The organism is Senegalimassilia anaerobia JC110 (assembly GCF_000236865.1).
GTDB classification, from domain to species: domain Bacteria; phylum Actinomycetota; class Coriobacteriia; order Coriobacteriales; family Eggerthellaceae; genus Senegalimassilia; species Senegalimassilia anaerobia.
Genome location: NZ_HE611017.1, coordinates 131,523 through 149,986, shown reverse-complemented (window position 1 = coordinate 149,986; position 18,464 = coordinate 131,523). Strand labels below are relative to the sequence as shown.

Annotated in this window: 18 protein-coding genes; 10 read left to right on the top strand and 8 right to left on the bottom strand. The window is 62.0% G+C overall.

The window, feature by feature from the left end; translation table 11 throughout:
- Positions 1-63 precede the first annotated feature (63 nt).
- Together SFHG_RS08965 and SFHG_RS08960 are read left to right on the top strand one after the other, a co-directional pair.
- On the top strand, positions 64-399 hold the full coding sequence (locus SFHG_RS08965; RefSeq protein WP_042436510.1) for a cupin domain-containing protein: 336 nt from the start codon (positions 64-66) through the stop codon (positions 397-399).
- 131 nt (positions 400-530) lie between these two features.
- On the top strand, positions 531-872 hold the full coding sequence (locus SFHG_RS08960) for a cupin domain-containing protein (RefSeq protein ID WP_042436509.1): 342 nt from the start codon (positions 531-533) through the stop codon (positions 870-872).
- Positions 873-942: 70 nt separating this feature from the next.
- Here the strand turns inward: SFHG_RS08960 and SFHG_RS11020 are convergent, their stop codons facing one another.
- Entirely contained in the window at positions 943-1,152 is a 210-nt protein-coding gene (locus tag SFHG_RS11020) for a hypothetical protein (protein WP_042436506.1), read from the bottom strand.
- Between the two features lie 163 nt (positions 1,153-1,315).
- Here SFHG_RS11020 and SFHG_RS08950 point away from each other — a divergent pair, with 163 nt between their 5' ends.
- Positions 1,316-1,627 carry a hypothetical protein gene (locus SFHG_RS08950; protein WP_042436504.1) on the top strand — a complete coding sequence of 104 codons (312 nt, stop codon included), beginning with the start codon at positions 1,316-1,318 and terminating at the stop codon, positions 1,625-1,627.
- A gap of 232 nt (positions 1,628-1,859) precedes the next feature.
- Here SFHG_RS08950 and SFHG_RS08945 read toward each other — a convergent pair whose 3' ends face one another.
- The 6 genes from SFHG_RS08945 to sufC all read right to left on the bottom strand — a co-directional run bounded on the left by SFHG_RS08945 (position 1,860) and on the right by sufC (position 8,510).
- On the bottom strand, positions 1,860-2,825 hold the full coding sequence (locus tag SFHG_RS08945) for an MBL fold metallo-hydrolase (RefSeq protein ID WP_042436500.1): 966 nt from the start codon (positions 2,823-2,825) through the stop codon (positions 1,860-1,862).
- A 480-nt stretch (positions 2,826-3,305) separates the two neighbouring features.
- Positions 3,306-3,725 (bottom strand): Fe-S cluster assembly sulfur transfer protein SufU, encoded by a 420-nt coding sequence (sufU, locus tag SFHG_RS08940; protein WP_042436498.1) that lies wholly within the window; start codon positions 3,723-3,725, stop codon positions 3,306-3,308.
- A complete protein-coding gene (locus tag SFHG_RS08935; RefSeq protein ID WP_081469051.1) occupies positions 3,718-5,052 on the bottom strand; it encodes an aminotransferase class V-fold PLP-dependent enzyme in 1,335 nt (444 codons plus the stop codon). Before SFHG_RS08935 ends, sufU begins: the two co-directional genes overlap by 8 nt.
- Before the next feature lie 3 nt (positions 5,053-5,055).
- Positions 5,056-6,318 (bottom strand): SufB/SufD family protein, encoded by a 1,263-nt coding sequence (locus tag SFHG_RS08930; RefSeq protein WP_042436495.1) that lies wholly within the window; start codon positions 6,316-6,318, stop codon positions 5,056-5,058.
- Entirely contained in the window at positions 6,318-7,727 is a 1,410-nt protein-coding gene (gene sufB, locus SFHG_RS08925) for a Fe-S cluster assembly protein SufB (protein ID WP_042436492.1), read from the bottom strand. The genes SFHG_RS08930 and sufB overlap by 1 nt, the downstream gene beginning before the upstream one ends.
- A gap of 9 nt (positions 7,728-7,736) precedes the next feature.
- The gene (gene sufC / locus SFHG_RS08920; RefSeq protein WP_042436489.1) at positions 7,737-8,510 is read right to left on the bottom strand and encodes a Fe-S cluster assembly ATPase SufC; all 774 of its coding nucleotides are present in this window, start codon (positions 8,508-8,510) and stop codon (positions 7,737-7,739) included.
- A 475-nt stretch (positions 8,511-8,985) separates the two neighbouring features.
- Between sufC and SFHG_RS08915 the strand changes: the two genes are divergently transcribed.
- From SFHG_RS08915 to SFHG_RS08900, 4 genes are all read left to right on the top strand, one after another.
- On the top strand, positions 8,986-9,420 hold the full coding sequence (locus SFHG_RS08915; protein ID WP_042436488.1) for an RrF2 family transcriptional regulator: 435 nt from the start codon (positions 8,986-8,988) through the stop codon (positions 9,418-9,420).
- Positions 9,421-9,792: 372 nt separating this feature from the next.
- Positions 9,793-11,166 carry a hypothetical protein gene (locus SFHG_RS08910; protein WP_052297913.1) on the top strand — a complete coding sequence of 458 codons (1,374 nt, stop codon included), beginning with the start codon at positions 9,793-9,795 and terminating at the stop codon, positions 11,164-11,166.
- A gap of 247 nt (positions 11,167-11,413) precedes the next feature.
- Complete coding sequence (locus tag SFHG_RS08905; protein WP_238318320.1) at positions 11,414-12,391, top strand: tRNA threonylcarbamoyladenosine dehydratase; 978 nt, start codon at positions 11,414-11,416, stop codon at positions 12,389-12,391.
- Positions 12,392-12,431: 40 nt separating this feature from the next.
- Positions 12,432-13,199 (top strand): TatD family hydrolase, encoded by a 768-nt coding sequence (locus SFHG_RS08900; RefSeq protein ID WP_162096589.1) that lies wholly within the window; start codon positions 12,432-12,434, stop codon positions 13,197-13,199.
- Between the two features lie 162 nt (positions 13,200-13,361).
- Here the strand turns inward: SFHG_RS08900 and SFHG_RS08895 are convergent, their stop codons facing one another.
- Complete coding sequence (locus tag SFHG_RS08895; protein ID WP_042436486.1) at positions 13,362-14,327, bottom strand: helix-turn-helix transcriptional regulator; 966 nt, start codon at positions 14,325-14,327, stop codon at positions 13,362-13,364.
- Between the two features lie 345 nt (positions 14,328-14,672).
- Between SFHG_RS08895 and SFHG_RS08890 the strand changes: the two genes are divergently transcribed.
- From SFHG_RS08890 to SFHG_RS08880, 3 genes are all read left to right on the top strand, one after another.
- The gene (locus SFHG_RS08890) at positions 14,673-15,917 is read left to right on the top strand and encodes an agmatine deiminase family protein (protein ID WP_042436483.1); all 1,245 of its coding nucleotides are present in this window, start codon (positions 14,673-14,675) and stop codon (positions 15,915-15,917) included.
- Positions 15,918-15,997: 80 nt separating this feature from the next.
- Positions 15,998-17,050 (top strand): Rossmann-fold NAD(P)-binding domain-containing protein, encoded by a 1,053-nt coding sequence (locus SFHG_RS08885; RefSeq protein ID WP_042436481.1) that lies wholly within the window; start codon positions 15,998-16,000, stop codon positions 17,048-17,050.
- A gap of 63 nt (positions 17,051-17,113) precedes the next feature.
- Complete coding sequence (locus tag SFHG_RS08880; RefSeq protein WP_042436478.1) at positions 17,114-18,358, top strand: MFS transporter; 1,245 nt, start codon at positions 17,114-17,116, stop codon at positions 18,356-18,358.
- The last annotated feature ends 106 nt before the right edge of the window (positions 18,359-18,464 follow it).

Genomic DNA, 18,464 nt, shown 5'->3' with positions numbered 1-18,464 from the left:
ATTCGCTTATATTCGCAATCGAGGCAACGCAACTCTTAAGGCCACGAACGAACGGAGGCTTTTATGCCGCTTCGCAACTTACCAACCGATGTCGCAACGCCGCTGGCTCAGATGATCGATATTCGCCCAGGTCAGGTGTCGAGCATGGCGCTTACGCGCAATGCTGGGTTCGACCTTACGCTGCTGGCGTTTGCACCGGGTGAAAGCGTGAGCGAGGAAGAATACTTCGGCGATGTGCTGTATTACCTGGTGGAGGGCGCGGCATGCGTCGTGCTGCCGGAAAGCCGCATTGTGCTTGAGGCTGGTCAGGTGTTGCGTGTCCCCGCGCATGTTGAACATGCCGTGGAAGACGCGGGCGGCGAAGGCTTCAAGCTGCTGCAGCTGAATGCGCGCGAGTAAGCGTTTGCTGGAGCTGGCTCATCCTTAAGCCAGTTTATATCGGTGACCGGAAGGATAGAGGTAGTGAGAAACACAGGCATCGTGGCAGGTCAACGACGTGTCACGATGACGCAGCAAGAAAGGAAATTCCCATGGCAGAACTCATCAAAAACGTGGAGCACGCAAGCATTTTCACCCTGAAGGACCTGGTTGAAATCGAACCGGGACGCGTGAACAGCCTTACGTTGTCGCAGACGCCGGGCTGCAAAATGACAGTGTTCGCCATTGACGCCGACGAGGGCATGTCAAGCCACGCGGCGTCGGGCGACGCGCTCATCACAGTGCTCGAGGGCACGGGCGAAATCACCGTTAACGACGTGCCGCACCAGCTTTCCGCAGGTCAATCCATCGTCATGACCTCGGGAAGCCCGCACAGCGTGCGCGGCGTCACCCCGTTCAAAATGCAGCTTACGGTGGTGAAGCCCGCAGAATAGCAAAAGCGGGACAGGCCTGCTTGAAGTTTGGCCCGCGCTCTCGGGCTTAAGTTGGGTGTGCTCTGGATTGCTATTGCTCGAAGTCCACGTCCTTGCTTTCGCGGAAGAACACGAGCGCGACCAGGGCGATTGCGGTCATCGTGCCCAGGTACCAGCCAAGCGTCTGGATGCCGAAGTTCATGACCAGGGCCGTGTTCTGTCCGCCGAGCAGCAGGCTGCCGAACGGGCGGGCCCGGAAGCTCACCGCGAAGGTGACGAAGGCCAGCAGCGTGGCGAGCACCGGGTCGGACTTGGCGACATCGGTGAAGAAAATGAGTCCGAAATAGCTTGCCGCGGCGCATGGCCGCCAACCGTTCGATGACCGGTTTCGCAGTATCGGAAGTTGTTTGAGAAAAACGGCGCGGCTTGGTATATGGTGAGGTGATTTGTTTTGAGGGGGGACTATGGCCTCGAAGAAGAATCGCTCTTCTTGGGCGAAGGAGAAAGCGCGGTTCAACGCACAGCTGGGCGGTTTCGATGCGCTCGACGACGTGTTCGCGCGGGAAGATTCGCGCCATGCTCACCTTGCGGAGGAGCGCGACAGCGCCCAGCGATATAAGGCGTGCGAATCGAAGAATCGTTACGCCACGCTGGCAGAGGCGCAGGAAAACCTTGCCTGGTGCCAGAAGCAGGGCAAACGCGGCCTGCAGATCTACGAGTGCCCCTATTGCGGCGGCTGGCATCTAACTTCCCATCCCTGGGAGGACGCCCGTTAGCGGTTTCCCTATTCTGGACAGTTAGTGCTACGTCCCCGAGGTGTCCGGCTCCGAAGGGCATGATGGGCGCTTAACGAAAGGTACGCCTGGCCGGCCTCTTCGTTAAGCGCTTGACGATAGGCGCCTGCGGCGAACGCTTGGTTTCGATATTCCGCATTCGGGGAATCCGGACAGTTAACGCTCTACGTCCCCAAAGTGTCCGGCCCAAAGTGTCAGAGGCGTCGGGTGGTTGTTATCGGGCGGTGGTGAGGCGGGCTTGGTAGCCGCAGAGGGTTTCCGCGTAGCAGTCGGCTTCGCCGAGCGCCGCCTCGAGCGTGCGCCTGGCCAGGCTGCAGTCGTTGTTGTTCTGCGATACATGCATGGCCACCACCGTTTGCGGCAGGCGCAGGCCCGCGGTGCGCGATTCGGCAACCAGCGTGCCGAGCTCGGCGGCTGCCTGGTCGTTGGACAGGTGTCCGCTGTTCGACGCGATGCGCTGCTTGATGACGTACGGGTACGGCCCGGCGGTCAGCATCTTCGGGTCGTGGTTGCTCTCCAGCGCCAGGATGCGCACGTCGCGCAGCGCCGCGTGTGCCTGCGCCGTGACGATGCCTGAGTCCGTCAAGTAGCCGATTGCATCGCCATCGGCGGCGTCCTCGATGCGGAAGCCGAACGACGCGGCGGCATCATGGCTGGTGGCGAAGGGAACGATGTGCATGCCCGCGGCCTCGACGGCGCCGGGGCCGGCCGTATGCGGCGCCGAATCCTGCCCAGCGGGGGCAGCATACGCCGCCGAACCATGCCCGGGGCCGGCAATTGCCGCGTGCGGCGCCGTGCCATCGAGGGCGGCGCTTGCCACATCCCGGCTGCCCGCCAGGGCGCAAGCCGTCGTCAGCTCGCGGACGTCGAACGCTTCGGCCACCTTCGTCAGCGCGCTGCTGTTCGCCGTGCACGCACCTGCCGCGAACACCGGCGGCACGTTGCCCACCTTCGCCAGCCCGCGCAACACCACGCCCAGGCCCTTCACATGGTCGCTGTGCTCGTGCGTCACGAACATGGCCTGGATGCGGCCGGGGTCGAAGCCGGCCTCATCGCAGCGGTTGAGGAAGTCGCGCTTGCAGATGCCGCAGTCGATCAGCACGCCGGCGCCGGTGGCGGTGTTCTCGACCACCGCGGCGTTCCCCGAGCTTCCGCTGGCCAATACGTGCAATGCGAGCATGTGCGTCCTCCGTGATCCGCTATCCAATCAAACGTTCCCCATACTAGCAGCATCCCATGTGCGGCATGGCAGCATCTGATTGAAAACATGCGAAGGCCCCGCAGCTCTGCGAACTGCGGGGCCTTCGCCCCTCTATGCTCTTCCCGTGCACGTTCTCGCGCGGCCCGCTTGATGACACGGGAGAGAAGGCCGGCTCGAAGCATTGCAGCTGCCCATCGCGCATCGCGGCTCTGCGTGAATAGGGAACTGACGAACAGGGGACGGGGTGCGTTCGGAACCGATCACCGCGCTTTCGACAACGTATCGCGAACACACCTCCGTCCCCTGTTCACGCTTCGCAAAAAAGCCCCGCCCGGGTATCCGGACGGGGCTCGAAAAACTAGGACAAACGCGAGTATAGCCATTTGTCGGCAAAATGTTACCGACAAACGTATAATTCCCTACTTGTTGAATAGGGAATCGCGGCGGCGCCGGACGCTCTTATTCGCCGATGATCTCGGACAGGGTGCGCCAGCCCAGCTCGGCGCATTTCACGCGCGCGGGCATATGGCTGATGCTTTCCAGCTGGGCCGCCTCGTCGAGGTCTTCCTTCTCCTCGTCGGTGAGCGTCTCGCCCTTGACCATCTTCATGAACAGGCCGCACAGACGGCGCGCCTCCTCCACGGTCTCACCGGTGACCAGGTCGGCCATCATGTCGGCGGATGCCTGCGAGACGGCGCAGCCGTGGCCGGTGAACGCGGCCTCCTCGATGATGCCGTCCTCGATGCGCAGCTTCAGCACCATCTCGTCGCCGCAGCTGGGGTTTACGCCCTCGTGCTCGTCGGTGGCGCCCTCCATGTCGTACTTGTAGTCGGGATGCGCGTTGTGCTCCATGAGCGCGGCGGTGTAGATGTTAGCCATTGAAGGTCCTCCAAACGTTGCCGAGGCCCTCGATCAAGGCGTCGACGTCCTTCTTGTCGTTGTAGAACGCCAGGCTGGCGCGGCAGCAGGCAAGGTTCTCCACGCCCAGCCAGGTGAGCAGCGGCTGCGCGCAATGATGCCCGGCGCGGATGGCCACCTGGTCCATGTCCAGGATGCTGGCCACGTCGTGCGGGTGGATGCCGTCGACGTTGAAGCTGATGACGCCGTGGTGCATGTCGGGGTCGGGGCTGCCGATGATGGTGACGAAGGGCAGCTTCGCCATCTCGTCCATGCAGTAGCGCACGAGCGCCTGCTCGCGCGCGGCGATGACGTCGAGGCCCACCGACTCCACGTAGGCGATGGCCGCCGCGGTGGCGTAGATGCCGGCGGCGTCCTGCGTGCCGGCCTCGAACTTCTCGGGCACGGGCGCCCAGGTGGCGTCCTGCTCGGTGACCGAGTCGATCATCTCGCCGCCCGTGAGGAACGGCGGCATGGCGTTGAGCAGCTCGTCGCGGCCCCACAGCACGCCCATGCCGAACGGGCCGAACAGCTTGTGCGCGGAGAAGGCGAAGAAGTCGGCGCCGATGGCCTGCACGTCCACGTGGATGTGCGGCGTGGACTGCGCGCCGTCGACCACCAGGTAGCCGCCCTGCTCGTGCACGCGGCGGCCCAGCTCCTCGACGGGGTTCTGCACGCCAAGGACGTTGGACACGTGCACCACGGACAAGATCTTGGTCTTCGGGCCGATCTTCGCGTCCATCTCCTCGGGCGTGATGACGCCGTTCTCGTCGGGGTAGAGGTAGACGAGCTTCGCGCCGGCCGCGCGGCAGGCCTGCTGCCACGGGATGAGGTTGGAGTGGTGCTCCATGATGGTGATGCACACCTCGTCGCCGGGCTTAAGCACGGTGGGGGCGAAGGCCTTCGCCACGATGTTGAGCGACTCGGAGGCGTTGCGCGTGAGCACGATGTCGTGCGCGTCGGGCGCGCCGATGAACTTCGCCACGCGCTGGCGGGCGATTTCGATGGCCTCGGTGGCCTCGACCGACAGGCGGTACAGGCCGCGCAGGGCGTTGGCGTTCATCTCCTCGTAGAAGCGGCGCTGCGCGTCAAGCACGGCAGCGGGGCGCTGCGCGGTGGCGGCACTGTCCAAAAACACCAGGTCGGGATGGTTGGCAAGCAGCGGGAAGTCGCGCTTGTAGGGGTTCTCGGCGATGTTGGCGGCGCACACGATGTCGCCGGCCGTGGCCGAGGCCTGGGCGGCATGCGCCGCATCGGCCACGGCGCATGCCGTGCGATCGAGCTCTGCGTTGTTTGCGGAAGCTGACATAAGCTAGCCTTCCACCTCCTGATAGGGAATGCCCAGGCGGCCGGCCAGGCGGCCGACGCCCGCGCGAACGGTTTCGTCTTCGACGGCAAGCGCCGTCTCCTCGAGGGTTGCCGTGGCGAACAGGCCCTCGGCGGCTTCTTGGGAAAGGCCGCGGCACTTCAGGTAGAACAGCTGGTCGGCGGCCACATGGCCGATGGTAGCGCCATGGTTGCCCGCCACGTCGTCCTCGTCGCACAGGATGACGGGGATGGTCTTGTTTTCCACGCGCTCGTCCACCAGAAGCACGGTCTCGCGCTCGGTGCCCTCGGCGCCCTTGCAGCCGCGCACCAAGTCGATGGTGCCGCGCAGGACCTTCTTCGACTCGCCCATGAGCGCGCCGTTGGCGTCGATGTTGCAGCGGGTCTTCTTGCCGCGATGGCGCACGATGTAGTTGAAGTCGCGCACGTCCTGGCCGGCTGCCAGGTAGCGGGTGTCCACGTCCACGCGCGACAAGTCGCCGCGCAGGTCGGTGGCCAGGCCCGTGTAGGACTTGCCGGCGCCCAGCATGCGGTGGCGGACGGTGACGAACGCGCCCTCGTCGCAGACGATGCCCGTGTCGTCGAGCGCCATCCACGTTTCATCGAGCGTATGCACGGACGTGACGTTGACGTGGGCGTTCTCGCCAGCGAACACGCGCAGCACCACGCCCACCACGCCGCTGCCGGCGGCGGGGGAGTCAAGCGACACGGTCAGGTCGAACGTCGCGCCCGCGGGGGCCACCACGTCGATGGCGGCTACGTTGGCGGCGCCGTCCACACCGGCGATGCGCACCGTAGCCTGGCCGTGCTTACCGGCTGCCGGCGCGAATACGGTTGCGGCGCCCTTGCCGGCGGCTTCGGCCAGCCATGCGGTGGCCTGCTCGCCCATGCCGCACTCGAACGCCTCGGCCACGTTGTTCGCCATCTCCTGGCGCGCGGCCTTGTGCTCGTAGGTGGACAAGGCCGGGATATCCAGGTCGGCGGGGTCCACGTCGGGGTCGACGGCCTTCAGGATGGCGCGCGTGTCGGCGGGGCCGGCGGCGCGAGCCGCATCGACGCGCTCCTGCAGCGCGGCCACGGCCGCGTCGAAGGCGCCCGCTTCGCCGATGAGCTCGGCGGCGGCCTCCACTTCCACCTGGGCTGCGAAGGAAAGGCCCTCGGGCAGCTCAACGGCGGTCTCGTTCATACCAAGGCGATGCCAGGTAGGCGCGGGCATCGCGTTCACGTTGTTCAAAACGTCGGCGCCCATTATCCGATCGCCCCTTCCATTTCCAGCTTGATGAGGTTGTTCATTTCCACGGCGTACTCGAGCGGCAGCTCCTTGGACACGGGGTCGGCGAAGCCGTTCACGATCATCGTGCGGGCCTCTTCCTCCGAAATACCGCGGCTCATCAGGTAGAACACCTTGTCGTCGCCGATGCGGCCGATGGTGGCCTCATGCCCGATGTCGACGTGCTTGCAGCGGATGTCCATGGCCGGGATGGTGTCGGAGCGGCTGTGGTCGTCGAGCATCAGGCTCTGGCACGACACGCTGCACGCGGAGTTCTCGGCCTTCGGCGTGGCCACCACGCTGCTGCGGAACGTGGACACGCCGCCGCCCTTGGAGATGGACTTCGTCTCGATGGACGCCGAGGTCTCCGGTGCGGCCAGCACCACCTTGCAGCCGGTGTCGAGGTTCTGGCCCGTGCCGGCGAACGTGATGCCCGTGAACGTGCACGTGGACTTGCGGCCGGCCAGGATGGACATGGGGTAGAGGTAGCCCACATGGCTGCCGAAGCTGCCGGACACCCACTCGATCGAGCCGCCCTCGTCGCACGTGGAGCGCTTGGTGTTGAGGTTGTACATGTTCTTCGACCAGTTCTCAATGGTCGAGTAGCGCAGGTGCGCGTTTTTGCCGACGAACAGCTCCACCGCGCCCGCGTGCAGGTTCGCCACGTTGTACTTCGGTGCGCTGCAGCCCTCGATGAAGTGCAGGTCGGCGCCGTCTTCCACGATGATGAGCGTGTGCTCGAACTGGCCCGCGCCCTTCGCGTTCAGGCGGAAGTAGCTTTGCAGCGGGAAGTCGAGCTTGGTGTCCTTCGGCACGTACACGAAGCTGCCGCCGGACCACACCGCGCCGTGCAGGGCGGCGAACTTGTGGTCGGTGGGCGGGATGAGCGTCATGAACTTCTCGCGGATGAGCGGCTCCCATTGCGGGTCGTGCAGCGCCTCCTCGATGCCGGAGTACACGATGCCCATGCGGGAGGCGGTGTCCTGCATGTTGTGGTAGACCAGCTCGGAGTCGTACTGCGCGCCGACGCCGGCCAGGTAGCTGCGCTCGGCCTCGGGGATGCCCAGGCGGTCGAAGGTGTTCTTCACGTCGTCGGGCAGGCTGTCCCAGTCCGACTTCTGATCGGTGTTGGGCTTGACATAGGTGACGATGTTGTCCATGTCGAGGCCGGCGATGGACGGGCCCCAGTCCGACGTGGGCATGTTCCGGTAGATTTCCAGCGACTTCAGGCGGTGTTGGAGCATCCACTCCGGCTCGTCCTTCTTCTCCGAGATCTCGCGGACGATCTCGGGCGTCAGGCCCGCCTCGAGCTTCTCGGTGCTGTCGCCGTATGAAAAGTCGTAGAGGCTGCGGTCGATGTCCGCTACCTCGGTGCGTTGCTTAGCCATGGCTGCCCCTTATTCGGCGGCTGCGGCCGCGGCCTGCTCGAACTGCTCGAAGCCGTTCTCGTCGATGTCGGCGATCATGGATGCGTCGCCCTCGGCCGTCATGCGGCCCTTGACCAGGACGTGGACGCGGTTGACGTCGACGTGTTCCAGGATGCGGGTGTTGTGCGTGATGATGACGAGCGTGCCGTTGCAGCGCTTGCGATAGACCTCCATGCCGCGCGAGACGACGGACAGCGCGTCCACGTCCAGGCCGGAGTCGGTCTCGTCCAGGAAGGCCAGCTTCGGCTCGAGCAGCAGCAGCTGCAGCATCTCGAGCTTCTTCTTCTCGCCGCCGGAAAAGCCGACGCCCAGCTCGCGGTCCAGGTAGGCCGGGTCCATGTTCAGCTCCTCGGCAAGTTCCTTGACGTGCTTGCGGAACTGCTTGCCCTTCATGTCGCCCACCCCCGGGCGGCCTGCGGAAATGGCGCGCAGGAAGCTGCTGACGGGCACGCCGGGGATCTCCACCGGCGCCTGGAAGCTCAGGAAAAGACCCGCGTGCGAGCGTTTATCGGTGGACAGATCTGTGATATCCTGTCCGTTGAACGTGATTTTGCCGCCGGTCACCGTGTACTCGGGATCGCCCATGACCACGTGGCCCAGCGTCGATTTGCCGGCGCCGTTCGGGCCCATCAGCACGTGGGTCTCTCCAGCGCCCACGGTCAGGTCGACGTCGTGAAGAATGACCTTCTCATCCACGGCGGCCGAAAGGCCTGCCACGTTGAGGAGGATGTTCTCGTCTGCCATCTTCTTCCCCTTCTCAATTCTCATAAATAAGGCTTTGCTTATTCATATACGTTTGATAGGATTAAGATAACGTGACACGCGGATTTGTCAAGCGAAATGCTTGCTGCAAAGGATCAATCCGCGGAATGAGCGCGAACGCGCATGCTTTACGTCTAGTGTAACCTATATATTCAGAGGGCGACACCGGACGATGTGCGCAGCCGACGGATGACCCGGGCTGGTCATGGCGGCGAGCGTGTAGGCGCTGACGCGGTGTGCGGCGCGGGGCCGGGAAGCCGGCCTGCGGCGCGCGTGGTTCGCGCGGCGCGGAGCTTAGGCTTGCCCGCCTGCCGTTTCGCGCCGGGTGCGGGTTCGCCGGGAGGGCGGGCCTGTCGGGCGCATCGGGCCACGTGTGCGTCCGGGCGCTGGTCCGCACGTTTCGCGGCAAGCGTTTCGGTGGTTTTGCGAAGGTAGTTGGAAACGATAAGGGGGAATCGTGCTTATCTCATCGAAGGGACGATATGCATTGCGCTTGGCGGTGTGCATCGCGCAGGCGGGGCCCGAGGCGAAGGTATCGCTTCGCGAAGTGGCCGAACACGAGGAGCTGTCCCTGAAGTATCTCGAGCAGATCGCCCGCCCCATGGTGTCGGCGGGCTTGTTGGCAAGCGTGCGCGGCAAGGGCGGCGGATACCGTCTGGCGCGCGATCCACAAGATATCCTGGCAGGCGACGTGTTGCGCGCGGTCGAGGGGACCACGGTGCCGGTGACCTGCGCGGCCCTCGACGGCCCCGAGCCGTGCCACCGCGCCGGCGTGTGCACCACGGTGCGTTTCTGGGCGGGCCTCGACGAGGTTATCGAGAAGTACGTGGACGGCGTGACCGTCGGCGACTTGGCCAACGCGCCCCAACCCCACATCGAGATCGCGGAGTAAGGGCGGACGGCGACCGGGCGCTTGCCCGCGCAGGGCTCGGCCGCGTGAAGGCGGCGAGGCGCTGTGCTGGATTTCGCGATTAGACCAAGCCCCGACAATGTGCAGCTGCCGTGGTCGCAAGGCGATGTTCCCGCGCGAGATTTCGCGATCGAGCGGCTTGACACGAGGCCGGCACTCCGAGGGGGTGCCGGCCTCGTTTGGGTTTGCGCGGATTCGGCGCTTGTTGTTTGACGGGTCGGTATCGCTTCGGTGAATGTTCGCTGAAAGGGTATCGGGGCGATGACGAAGCGCGTAGCCTTCAGCTTAATACAAGGTTCGAGCGCGATGATTGCCAGCCGCGCACAGGAAAAGGCGAGCATGAGGAGGTTGCTCATGGCGCATATGCAGGAAAACCCGCAAACCGCGGGTAAGGATACGAGGATGCCGATGGGGGGCGAAACGCGGCAAATGCCCCTTCGCGCCGACAGGCCCGCGCAGGCAGCTCAAGCGCCGTATCCGCTTCAGGGTCGCCCGGCGCCGACGCAGCGGGTGGCGGTGCCGTTCGCCGCACCGGGCGGGAACGGCGGGAATGCCGCACCCGGTGTACCCGGCGCGAACGGGGCGTTTGCGGCAGGTGGTGCGAATGGCATGCCCGGCGCGAATGGCGCCGCGGCTGCGGAAGCCGCTGAAGCGGAGGAGGCGTCCAAGCGCAAGGGGCTTGGCGGGTTGCTCGAGGGCTTGTCCGTGCCGCAGGTAGCAGCCGGCGCGTTGGCGGCGGTGACGTCGATGCTGCTGTCGTCGAAGATCGGCATCGCCGGCTCGGTCATCGGCGTGGCGGTAGGCTCGGTGGTGTCCACCGTCGCGTCGCAGGTGTACAAGCAGTTTCTGCAGGCATCCGCCGACAAACTGCGCGAGCTGAATCCGCTCGATGAGGCAGGCGCCGCAGCAGTAGCGGGCGAAACCCGCGTGATGCCGATGGCCGGCGAGGACTCTTCGGCAACTCGCGTGATGGGCGTCGCGGTAGCGCCCGGCGATTCGGCCGTGCCCGGCGACCTGGCTGCAGACGGCGGCCCGGCCGCTTCCGCAACCCCTACCCGCAGCGTGCGCGATCTGCGAGAAAGCGGCGAGACGGGCGTGCTGCGCGGCCGCGCGGAGCATCTGCGCCGTCAGCGCATGCAGCGCGGCGTGATCGCGGTGTCGGTGGTATCGGCCCTGGCCGCGGTGGCCATTTCCGCAGGCATCATCAACCTGGTGACGGCGGGCGAAGGCGTTGGCACCAAGACCGAGCCGCTGTTCATCGGCACCTCGACGTCGCAAACCGACGACGGTTCCACGACGAAGGGCAAGCAGAGCGGCAAGTCGCAACAGTCGGCGACGCAGGATCAGCAAGGCGCCGCCACGAAGGATTCCGCCGCACCGGTGCATCAGGACGGCACCGCGTCGTCGGATAGCTCGGCTTCCGGGTCCGGCAGCGCCAGCGGGTCGTCGGCCAGCGGCACGGAATCGGGTAGCACGAGCGGCTCCGGCAGTTCGACGGGTTCCGCCACCGGCTCCGGCAGCAGTTCCGGCAGTGCGTCCGGTTCGCAAACTGGCGGCTCCGGCAGCGGCAGCGCGAGCGACGCCGGCAGCTCGTCGAGCGGCTCCTCTACCAGCGGCTCCACGGGGACGGGAAGCTCCTCGTCGAACAGCGGTTCCACGGGGTCCACGGGCGGTTCCTCATCCGGATCTTCGGCCAGCGGCTCCACAAGCTCCACCACAGCTTCGTAACAGGCAAGCGGGGCGGGCGCAACAATCGCGCCCGCCCCGCTTTTGCGTTCGCCCGACTTGCGGGCTCACGCGAGTGCTGGGCTTTTGCCTCCGCCTAGTTTGCGGGTTTGTACGAACATCGCTTTTGCGTTCGCTTCCCCTTCTTCCGTGATGATGCCTGCTGCTGCAGGGTTGCGCGCGCCCGTGATGCTAGGATGAACGCGAAACACGAAACCGCCGCTTTTGCGGCGCGCGCGAAAGGGACGGCATGGCCGAGAACGTGAACAGCAAGAATGCGACCGCTGCAGACGACGCGGCTTTGGGCGGGGCGGCGGGCGCCGGCTTCCCGGTGGACGCCGCTTCTGCGGCTGTCTCCCCGGCAGCCAAAACTTCCTCTCCTGCATCGAGCGCGCGTGCGGATGCTTCGCCAAGGGGTTTTGCCCCCTCCGCTGGTGCCCCGGCACCTACGCCGCGTACGCGCGAGGAGATTGCTGAGTCGCTGCGCGTCCGCACGCGCCGCGGCACGCCCACCGAGAAACTTGAGGTCATCATGACCAGCGCCGGCCTCGACCGCGTGGAGGCCGCCACTGTTATGGTCATCGGCTTGGGCGGCGTGGGCTCGAACTGCGTGGAGGCGCTGGCGCGCGGCGGCGTGGGGCATCTGATTGTCCTCGACCACGACATCGTCGGCCTGTCCAACATCAACCGCCAGGCCATCGCGTTTCACAGCACGCTCGGGCGCAAAAAGCACGAAGTGGTGCGCGGCATGGTGCACGACATCAATCCCAACTGCCAGGTGGAGGCGCTCGACATGTTCCTGCGCGCCGACGACGTGGCGCCGCTGCTCGACCGCTACCTGGGGAAAGTTGACATGCTCATCGACGCCATCGACTCCGTTTCCGCAAAACTGGCCATCGCCGAGTACGCTGACCGCACGGGGATGCCGCTCATCTCCAGCATGGGCGGCGCCAACAAGCTGCACCCCGAGTGCCTGCGTTTCGCCGACGTCTCCGAAACGCACAACGACCCGCTCGCGCGCGTCATGCGCAAGGAGTGCCGCAAACGCGGCATCCGCCGCTTGCGCGTACTGTACTCGTGCGAGGAACCGGTGAAGCGCCCCGCCGTGGAGGGTGCAGAGCGCCGCGAGCGCACAAACTTGGGCACGGCATCTTTCATGCCGCCGATTTTCGGCCAGATGCTAGCAGGCAAAGTGCTCTGCGAGATCGCCCAGGTCCCGGAGGCGTAGTTCGCGGAGGCGCCGGCAGTTGCGGTAAAGGATGCGAAATATGTTGCCAGATTTGTTTGATATGCACTGTCACCTGGGGTTTTGCGCGGATGCGGCGCGAGCTGTGCGCGAGCTTGCCGCGCAGGGCGTGGGCGCGTTTTCGAATACGGTGACGCCGGCGGAGTTCGCGGAACAGCAAGCGGCGCTCGCGGACGCCGTCAACGTGCGCGTGGGCGCAGGCCTGCACCCCTGGTTGGTCGGCGAATACGATGTCGCCGCTGATTGGGATCGCTTGTACAACCTTGTTGCGCGTAACCGCTTCATCGGCGAGGTGGGGTTGGACCTTTCGCCGCGCCGCGCCGATACGCGTGAGGCTCAGCTTGATGCGCTGGCGTGCGTCGCTCATGCATGTGCCCGCACAGGGGGCAAAGTGCTGTCGGTGCATGCGATTCGCGCGGTTGACCAGGTGCTCGACGTGCTCGAGCATGCGAGTGTGTTCGGGGGCATGACAGGTAACGCCTGCATCATCCACTGGTTTTCCGGCACGTCCGACCAGCTCACGCGCGCGCGGCGGGCGGGCTGCTACTTCAGCGTGAACCCGCACATGTTGGACTCGAAGCGCGGACGAGCCTACGCTCAGGCCATCCCGGCTGACCGGTTGCTGCTGGAGACCGATGAGCCTGCGTTCGCAGGCGCGCCGTGGAGCGCCGCCCGCGTGCGCGAGCTGCTCGAGGAAACGCTGGCCCAGCTTGCGGCCTTGCGAGGCGACGACCCCGCCGAACTGCGCGAACGAATCGGGCAAACCAGTCGAACCTTGCTGCAACGATAAGCCCACTGCGGCGCCAACCCCGAACCCGCAGCCCTATGCGAGCGCATAGCTGAAACCAACCATGCTTTGCTGGCATGAAAAGTTAGCGAGTCAAAACGAACCGGAGTCGTTGACTAATTCGAGTGAGTCAACGACTCCTTAAAGTTTTAACTCACTAACTTCCTAAGCTTCCGCCCAAAACGCCTTCAGCAGTTCGTTGCGGTTTGTGGTGCCCGTTTTCTTGAACACGTTGTGCACGTGTGTTTTCACTGTGCCCAGCGCCAGTTGTAAATCTTGCGCTATGTGCGTGTTGTCGGTGCCGTTGAGCACCATCTTTAGAATCTCCTGTTCGCGCGCCGTGAGTCCATGACGTTCGGCAAAATAGGGTAATAGGTCATCGATGTTCTCTTGGTGCTGTGATGCAGCAGGTTCCGGCTTGATACTCTTCAGCTTTAAAATCTGAATGCATAGGTTTACGGTATATATGGTAAGCGACGTCATGAGCATGCATTCGCTGATGTTGCGGCGATAGAGGAAATGCAGCAGTTCCGATTCGGCAAAAGATGAAGGGTCGACATGCAGCATGACGAGGGAATCCTCAACAAGTACGGCTACGGCAAGCATGGCAAAGGCAAGTAAGAACAGTGCTCTTTTACGCCCGCGTGTTCTAAGCGCTTCCGAATGGCTAGCGTGATAGGTCAGCAAGCTATACGCGACAATCCATAGCAAAAATACCTGTCGCATGGCGTAAAACGCCCATTTCCGCATTTGATCGCCTAGCGCTGGCGCATATAGGATGGCAAGCGATGCGACAGTGAACACGCAAATCGGCGCGATGATAAGCACGAGGCTTTTCTCGTTAAAGAAGTAGCAAAATGCCATCCAAAGCGATTGGAGCATGACAATGCCGAAAACAAGATGCAGAAGAGGATCCTCCATCGCGTAGAAATGTCCGGTGATAACCTTGTCTTGGGTAAGATATTCGTTTTGGAACACAAGCAGTTGTTCGAACATATAGCTGCCTAGAAATAAGCCAAGAAACAGCAGCATCTTGCGTTTCGAGATGGAATACGTGACCAAAGAAACCAATGCTGATGAGCAGCAAATGAGCACAACGCCGCTGGCAAGATAGAAATTAAATAGTTCCATTGCTATCCCCTTTTGCAATTCCGTCTTCAATTGCAACCTCGCCCGTTTGTCTATGGGAGCGTCTAGATTTTACAGCATGAGTTTTATCTAAACCAGGTTTAGTCAAGATACAAAACTGCAGTTCATAGTCCATTTTTGAAAGATTATGAGAGATTAGAATCCTCTGTTCGCGAGATTATCGATACATTCGGTGAAGATTATTGCAATTTGTAGTTCAGAAGAGAATAAACCCTTCAGAAAAATAATCCTGGTTCGTACTTTGCGGCCTTTTTCGTGTGGCATAGCGTTTGCGACATCGAAGCGTGCTTGCATGGGGCAGGCACGCGCAACCCGTAAGGAGGAGTCATGGATAACGGCTTTAGGTATCCTGGCGAGTTCGAACCGCAGACTGATGTATTCGTGGAATGGGTTCCCTTTGCGGAGCCTATTAAAGGCTACGACGCGTGGGCGCCCATCACCGAGATCGTGCGTAACCTCATGGAAGAGGTTACCGTTCATATCAATTGCTGCCCGACGGTAGATGGTCTTTTGGCTGATTGCAAGAAAACGCTAGTCGATGCCGGCATCGATATCGAGCAGATAAAGTTTACGCAGTTCGATGAGGATCCCACCTCTTTCTATTTCCGCGATAACGGTCCCAACGTCATGGTGAACGACAAGGGCGAAACGCTGGTGGTGAACCCCAGCTGGAGCTTCTACGGTCGTTACGGCAAAAACGACGGCCTGCAGAACTTCTCTCGCTTGGCAGGCGTGCATGCTGCGGTAACGCTGGGTTGCACCAACATCATCGATTCCGACATGGTTTCCGAGGGTGGCGATCGCGAATTCAACGGCGCCGGCATTCTCATGGCCGTGGAGGATACCGAAGTGCGTAAGCGCAATCCCGAGTACACCAAGGAGCAAATCGAGGCTGAGTACAAAAAGATTTGGAACGTCGAGAAGATTATCTGGCTGCCTCAGCCGTTGTTCGACGACGATGATTTCACGCAGGCGCCGCTTGACTTCAAGGAAGACGGCACGCCCATCGTCGGTTCCAGTTTCGCCGCGCACGCCGATGAGATGTGCCGTTTCATCGGCAAGAACAAGATCTTGCTTGCCGAGGTTACCGAAGAAGAGGCCGCTTCCAACGTGATTTCTCGCGAGAACAAACGCCGCCTGGATGCTTGCTACGAGATCCTGAAAAACGAGACCGATCTTGAGGGCAACCCGTTCGAAATCTACCGCATTCCCACGTCGGCGCATATCGAATACATTCAGCGCCCTGGTGACGATCTGTTCGATTATTACCACGAGTTGGTCGGCGACAGCTTCAAGGATGGCACCCCGTGGGATAACGAGGGCGACCTGCACCTGTTCGCCGCTACGAGCTATTGCAACTTCCTGGTGTGCAACGGCGTGGTGTTGGGCCAGCGCTATTGGCAGCCTGGCATGGACGAGGCCATCAAGGTTAAAGACGCTCAGGCGGAAGAGGCGCTTAACAAGTGCTTCCCGGACCGCAAGGTGGTCATGATCGACTCGTTGGCCTTGAACTTCGCCGGCGGCGGCGTGCACTGCTGGACCAAAAACGTGTTCATCCCCTCTCAGGCTTAAGCGCGAAGCACGTAGCTCCCTCTAGATAAGACGGCGCAGCCTGCGCGCTGCGCCGTGAACGCGAAAGAAAGGAAACGATCATGCGAAATACTCTTTGTGGCCAAGACTTCATCAACCTGCGCGATTTGACTCCCGAACAGTTCCGTTATCTGCTCGATCTTGCCCACACCTTGAAGGCCGAAAAGCGTGCCGGTGTCGATCAGCATCGCTTTACCGGCAAGAACGTTATCGCTCAGTTCGAGTGGGGATCGACCCGCACGCGCTGCGCCTTTGAAACCTCCTGTCACGACCTGGGCATTGGTTTCACCTATCTGTCCAACTCTCATGTTGGCATTCAGGAGACGGTTAAGGACACTATCCGTGTGTTCTCCGAGATGTACGATGCCATCGTATGGCGCTCTCAGGGGCCCGAGAAGTTCATGTACGAGATTGCCGACTACGCCGATATCCCCGTCATTAACGCGTTGACCACCGAGGACCATCCCACGCAGATGCTGGCCGATGCCATGACGCTCGAAGAGTTGTGGGGCGGCGCAGGTTCGTGCAAGGGCAAGAAGATGGCATACCTGGGCGCGGCTGCTATCGAGCCTCTGTGGTACGGCCGCATGTGCGCTTATCTGGGTATGGATCTGTACGTTATCGGGCCTGACTTGTACGATCACAAAATGCTCCCCGAGTATATCGAGGAGCTCGAGGGCCTGTTCGCCAAGTATTCGCCGCAGAACAAGCTGGTCATCTCCGATGATCTGAACCTGCTTGAGGGCATGGATGTGCTGACTACCGAGGAATGGGAGTACACGAACTCCTCCACCGGCGACGACCATGGCTACGATTGCTGGATGCACTACGCCAAGGAGCTGACGCCGTATCGTCTGACTTCCGATCTTATGAAGTACGTGAAGAACCCCGACGTTGTGGTGCTGCATATGCTTCCCTCGCTGCATAACGCCGACCATAAGCTGGGCCAGCAGCTGCTCGAAGAGGCACCCGACCAGGCTTCCAGGGACCTGATTGCATCTGGCTTGGAGATCTCCGACGAGTTTTTCGAGAAGCACGCTTCCGAGATTTTCCGCGAGGCAGGTAACCGCCAGCACACGATTAAGGCCGTTTTGGCCGCCACCATTGGCTGCTAGTAGCAGATTTCGACATTGCGTGCGCCGCTTGTGTGCGGCGCACGCCACCTTTGGAGGGTGGACATGGAAAAGGAAAGCAAGTTCCACTATGCCTGGCTCGTGGTTTTGGGCTGCGGCATGCTGATTGCCGGTACAGTGACGTTTTACACCGTGGTCATCGGCAACTTCTTCGTTCCAGCCGCTGAGAGCATGGGCGTAGAGTATTCGAGTATCTCTCTCTACTCCACGCTTGTGTATCTGGGTATTGCGGCAGGGCTGCCTTTTGTGGGCAATATGATTGAGAAAATGCCGCCGATCGGCATTGCGGCTTTCGCGGGCATCCAGTCGGTTATCATCGCTATTTTGTCGTTTACTAATAGCGTGGTGCTGTGGTGGGTTGGCGGTGCCATCGTGGGCATCGGCATGTCCTTTACCAGCATCGTGTTTGTTTCCACGGTGCTTACGAACTGGTTCGAGAAGAAAACGGGTTTCGCTATCGGGTTGGCTTGGGCGCTTGCGTCCGTGGCTTCTGCCATCATGAGTCCGTTGAGCGTTATGATGATTGATACGATGGGCTGGCGTATGGCTCTGCTAGTGTTCGCTATTGTGGCGGCGTGCCTTGCCGTGCCTGCAGCTTTGTTTATCGTGCGGTATAGCCCCGAGCGCAAGGGTATGAAGCCTTATGGGTATGATCCGGCTGCACATGCAGAGGGCGAGGCGGCGGCAGGCGTGCCGTTTTCGAAGGCTATTCGCTCCGCGGCGTTTGTGCTCTTGGCCTTTGCTCTGGCGGCAACGCAGATCGCGTCGGTTATCAACACGTATTTCCCTGTGTATGCTGAAAGCGTCGGCTTTGCTCCTACCGTTGGCGCGTTGATGATTTCAGTGGCGCTTATCTTCGACATCGGCTTGAACCCATTGGTTGGCTGGACCATCGACAAGTTCGGTGCTGTCAAGGCTTTTGTGGCCTGGATGGCGGTGGGCATTTTGTCTATGGTCATTCTGATGGGGAGCGCAGGTAACGTGATCATGGCGTACCTTGGCGCGGGCCTTGGCGATGTGCTGTACGTGCTGTTGGGCGTTGGCATTGCCAGCGTTGCGTCTACGGTGTTTGGCACGAAAGACTACGGCAAGATTTTCGCATATATGACCATTGCGGGTTTTGCGGCAGGTTCGATTGGCGGTTTCGTGATCACCAAGCTTTATGAGGTAACGGGGTCGTTCGATGCCGTATTCATGTTCGTTATCGGCACCGTTGTCGCAATTTCTGCGGCTGTTGTGGTGGCGGGCGCCCTCGGCAAGAAGCTTCCTTGGGAGGGCGAGCGCGCGTAGCGCTTTGGATTGGCTCACGGTTGCAATCAGTGGCCGTAAATGCAGCTTCGTTTTGACTTTGTTCCTCAATTGCATAACTATTAAAGGAGGCAATCATGCCCTACGC

What these genes read in the sequence shown, in the direction of transcription:
- SFHG_RS08965 (WP_042436510.1), top strand. Translation starts at nt 64, where the DNA reads ATGCCGCTTCGCAACTTACCAACCGATGTCGCAACGCCGCTGGCTCAG.
- SFHG_RS08960 (WP_042436509.1), top strand. Translation starts at nt 531, where the DNA reads ATGGCAGAACTCATCAAAAACGTGGAGCACGCAAGCATTTTCACCCTG.
- SFHG_RS08950 (WP_042436504.1), top strand. Translation starts at nt 1,316, where the DNA reads ATGGCCTCGAAGAAGAATCGCTCTTCTTGGGCGAAGGAGAAAGCGCGG.
- SFHG_RS08945 (WP_042436500.1), bottom strand. Translation starts at nt 2,825, where the DNA reads ATGCTCGCATTGCACGTATTGGCCAGCGGAAGCTCGGGGAACGCCGCG.
- sufU (WP_042436498.1), bottom strand. Translation starts at nt 3,725, where the DNA reads ATGGCTAACATCTACACCGCCGCGCTCATGGAGCACAACGCGCATCCC.
- SFHG_RS08935 (WP_081469051.1), bottom strand. Translation starts at nt 5,052, where the DNA reads ATGTCAGCTTCCGCAAACAACGCAGAGCTCGATCGCACGGCATGCGCC.
- SFHG_RS08930 (WP_042436495.1), bottom strand. Translation starts at nt 6,318, where the DNA reads ATGGGCGCCGACGTTTTGAACAACGTGAACGCGATGCCCGCGCCTACC.
- sufB (WP_042436492.1), bottom strand. Translation starts at nt 7,727, where the DNA reads ATGGCTAAGCAACGCACCGAGGTAGCGGACATCGACCGCAGCCTCTAC.
- sufC (WP_042436489.1), bottom strand. Translation starts at nt 8,510, where the DNA reads ATGGCAGACGAGAACATCCTCCTCAACGTGGCAGGCCTTTCGGCCGCC.
- SFHG_RS08910 (WP_052297913.1), top strand. Translation starts at nt 9,793, where the DNA reads ATGGCGCATATGCAGGAAAACCCGCAAACCGCGGGTAAGGATACGAGG.
- SFHG_RS08905 (WP_238318320.1), top strand. Translation starts at nt 11,414, where the DNA reads ATGGCCGAGAACGTGAACAGCAAGAATGCGACCGCTGCAGACGACGCG.
- SFHG_RS08900 (WP_162096589.1), top strand. Translation starts at nt 12,432, where the DNA reads ATGTTGCCAGATTTGTTTGATATGCACTGTCACCTGGGGTTTTGCGCG.
- SFHG_RS08895 (WP_042436486.1), bottom strand. Translation starts at nt 14,327, where the DNA reads ATGGAACTATTTAATTTCTATCTTGCCAGCGGCGTTGTGCTCATTTGC.
- SFHG_RS08890 (WP_042436483.1), top strand. Translation starts at nt 14,673, where the DNA reads ATGGATAACGGCTTTAGGTATCCTGGCGAGTTCGAACCGCAGACTGAT.
- SFHG_RS08885 (WP_042436481.1), top strand. Translation starts at nt 15,998, where the DNA reads ATGCGAAATACTCTTTGTGGCCAAGACTTCATCAACCTGCGCGATTTG.
- SFHG_RS08880 (WP_042436478.1), top strand. Translation starts at nt 17,114, where the DNA reads ATGGAAAAGGAAAGCAAGTTCCACTATGCCTGGCTCGTGGTTTTGGGC.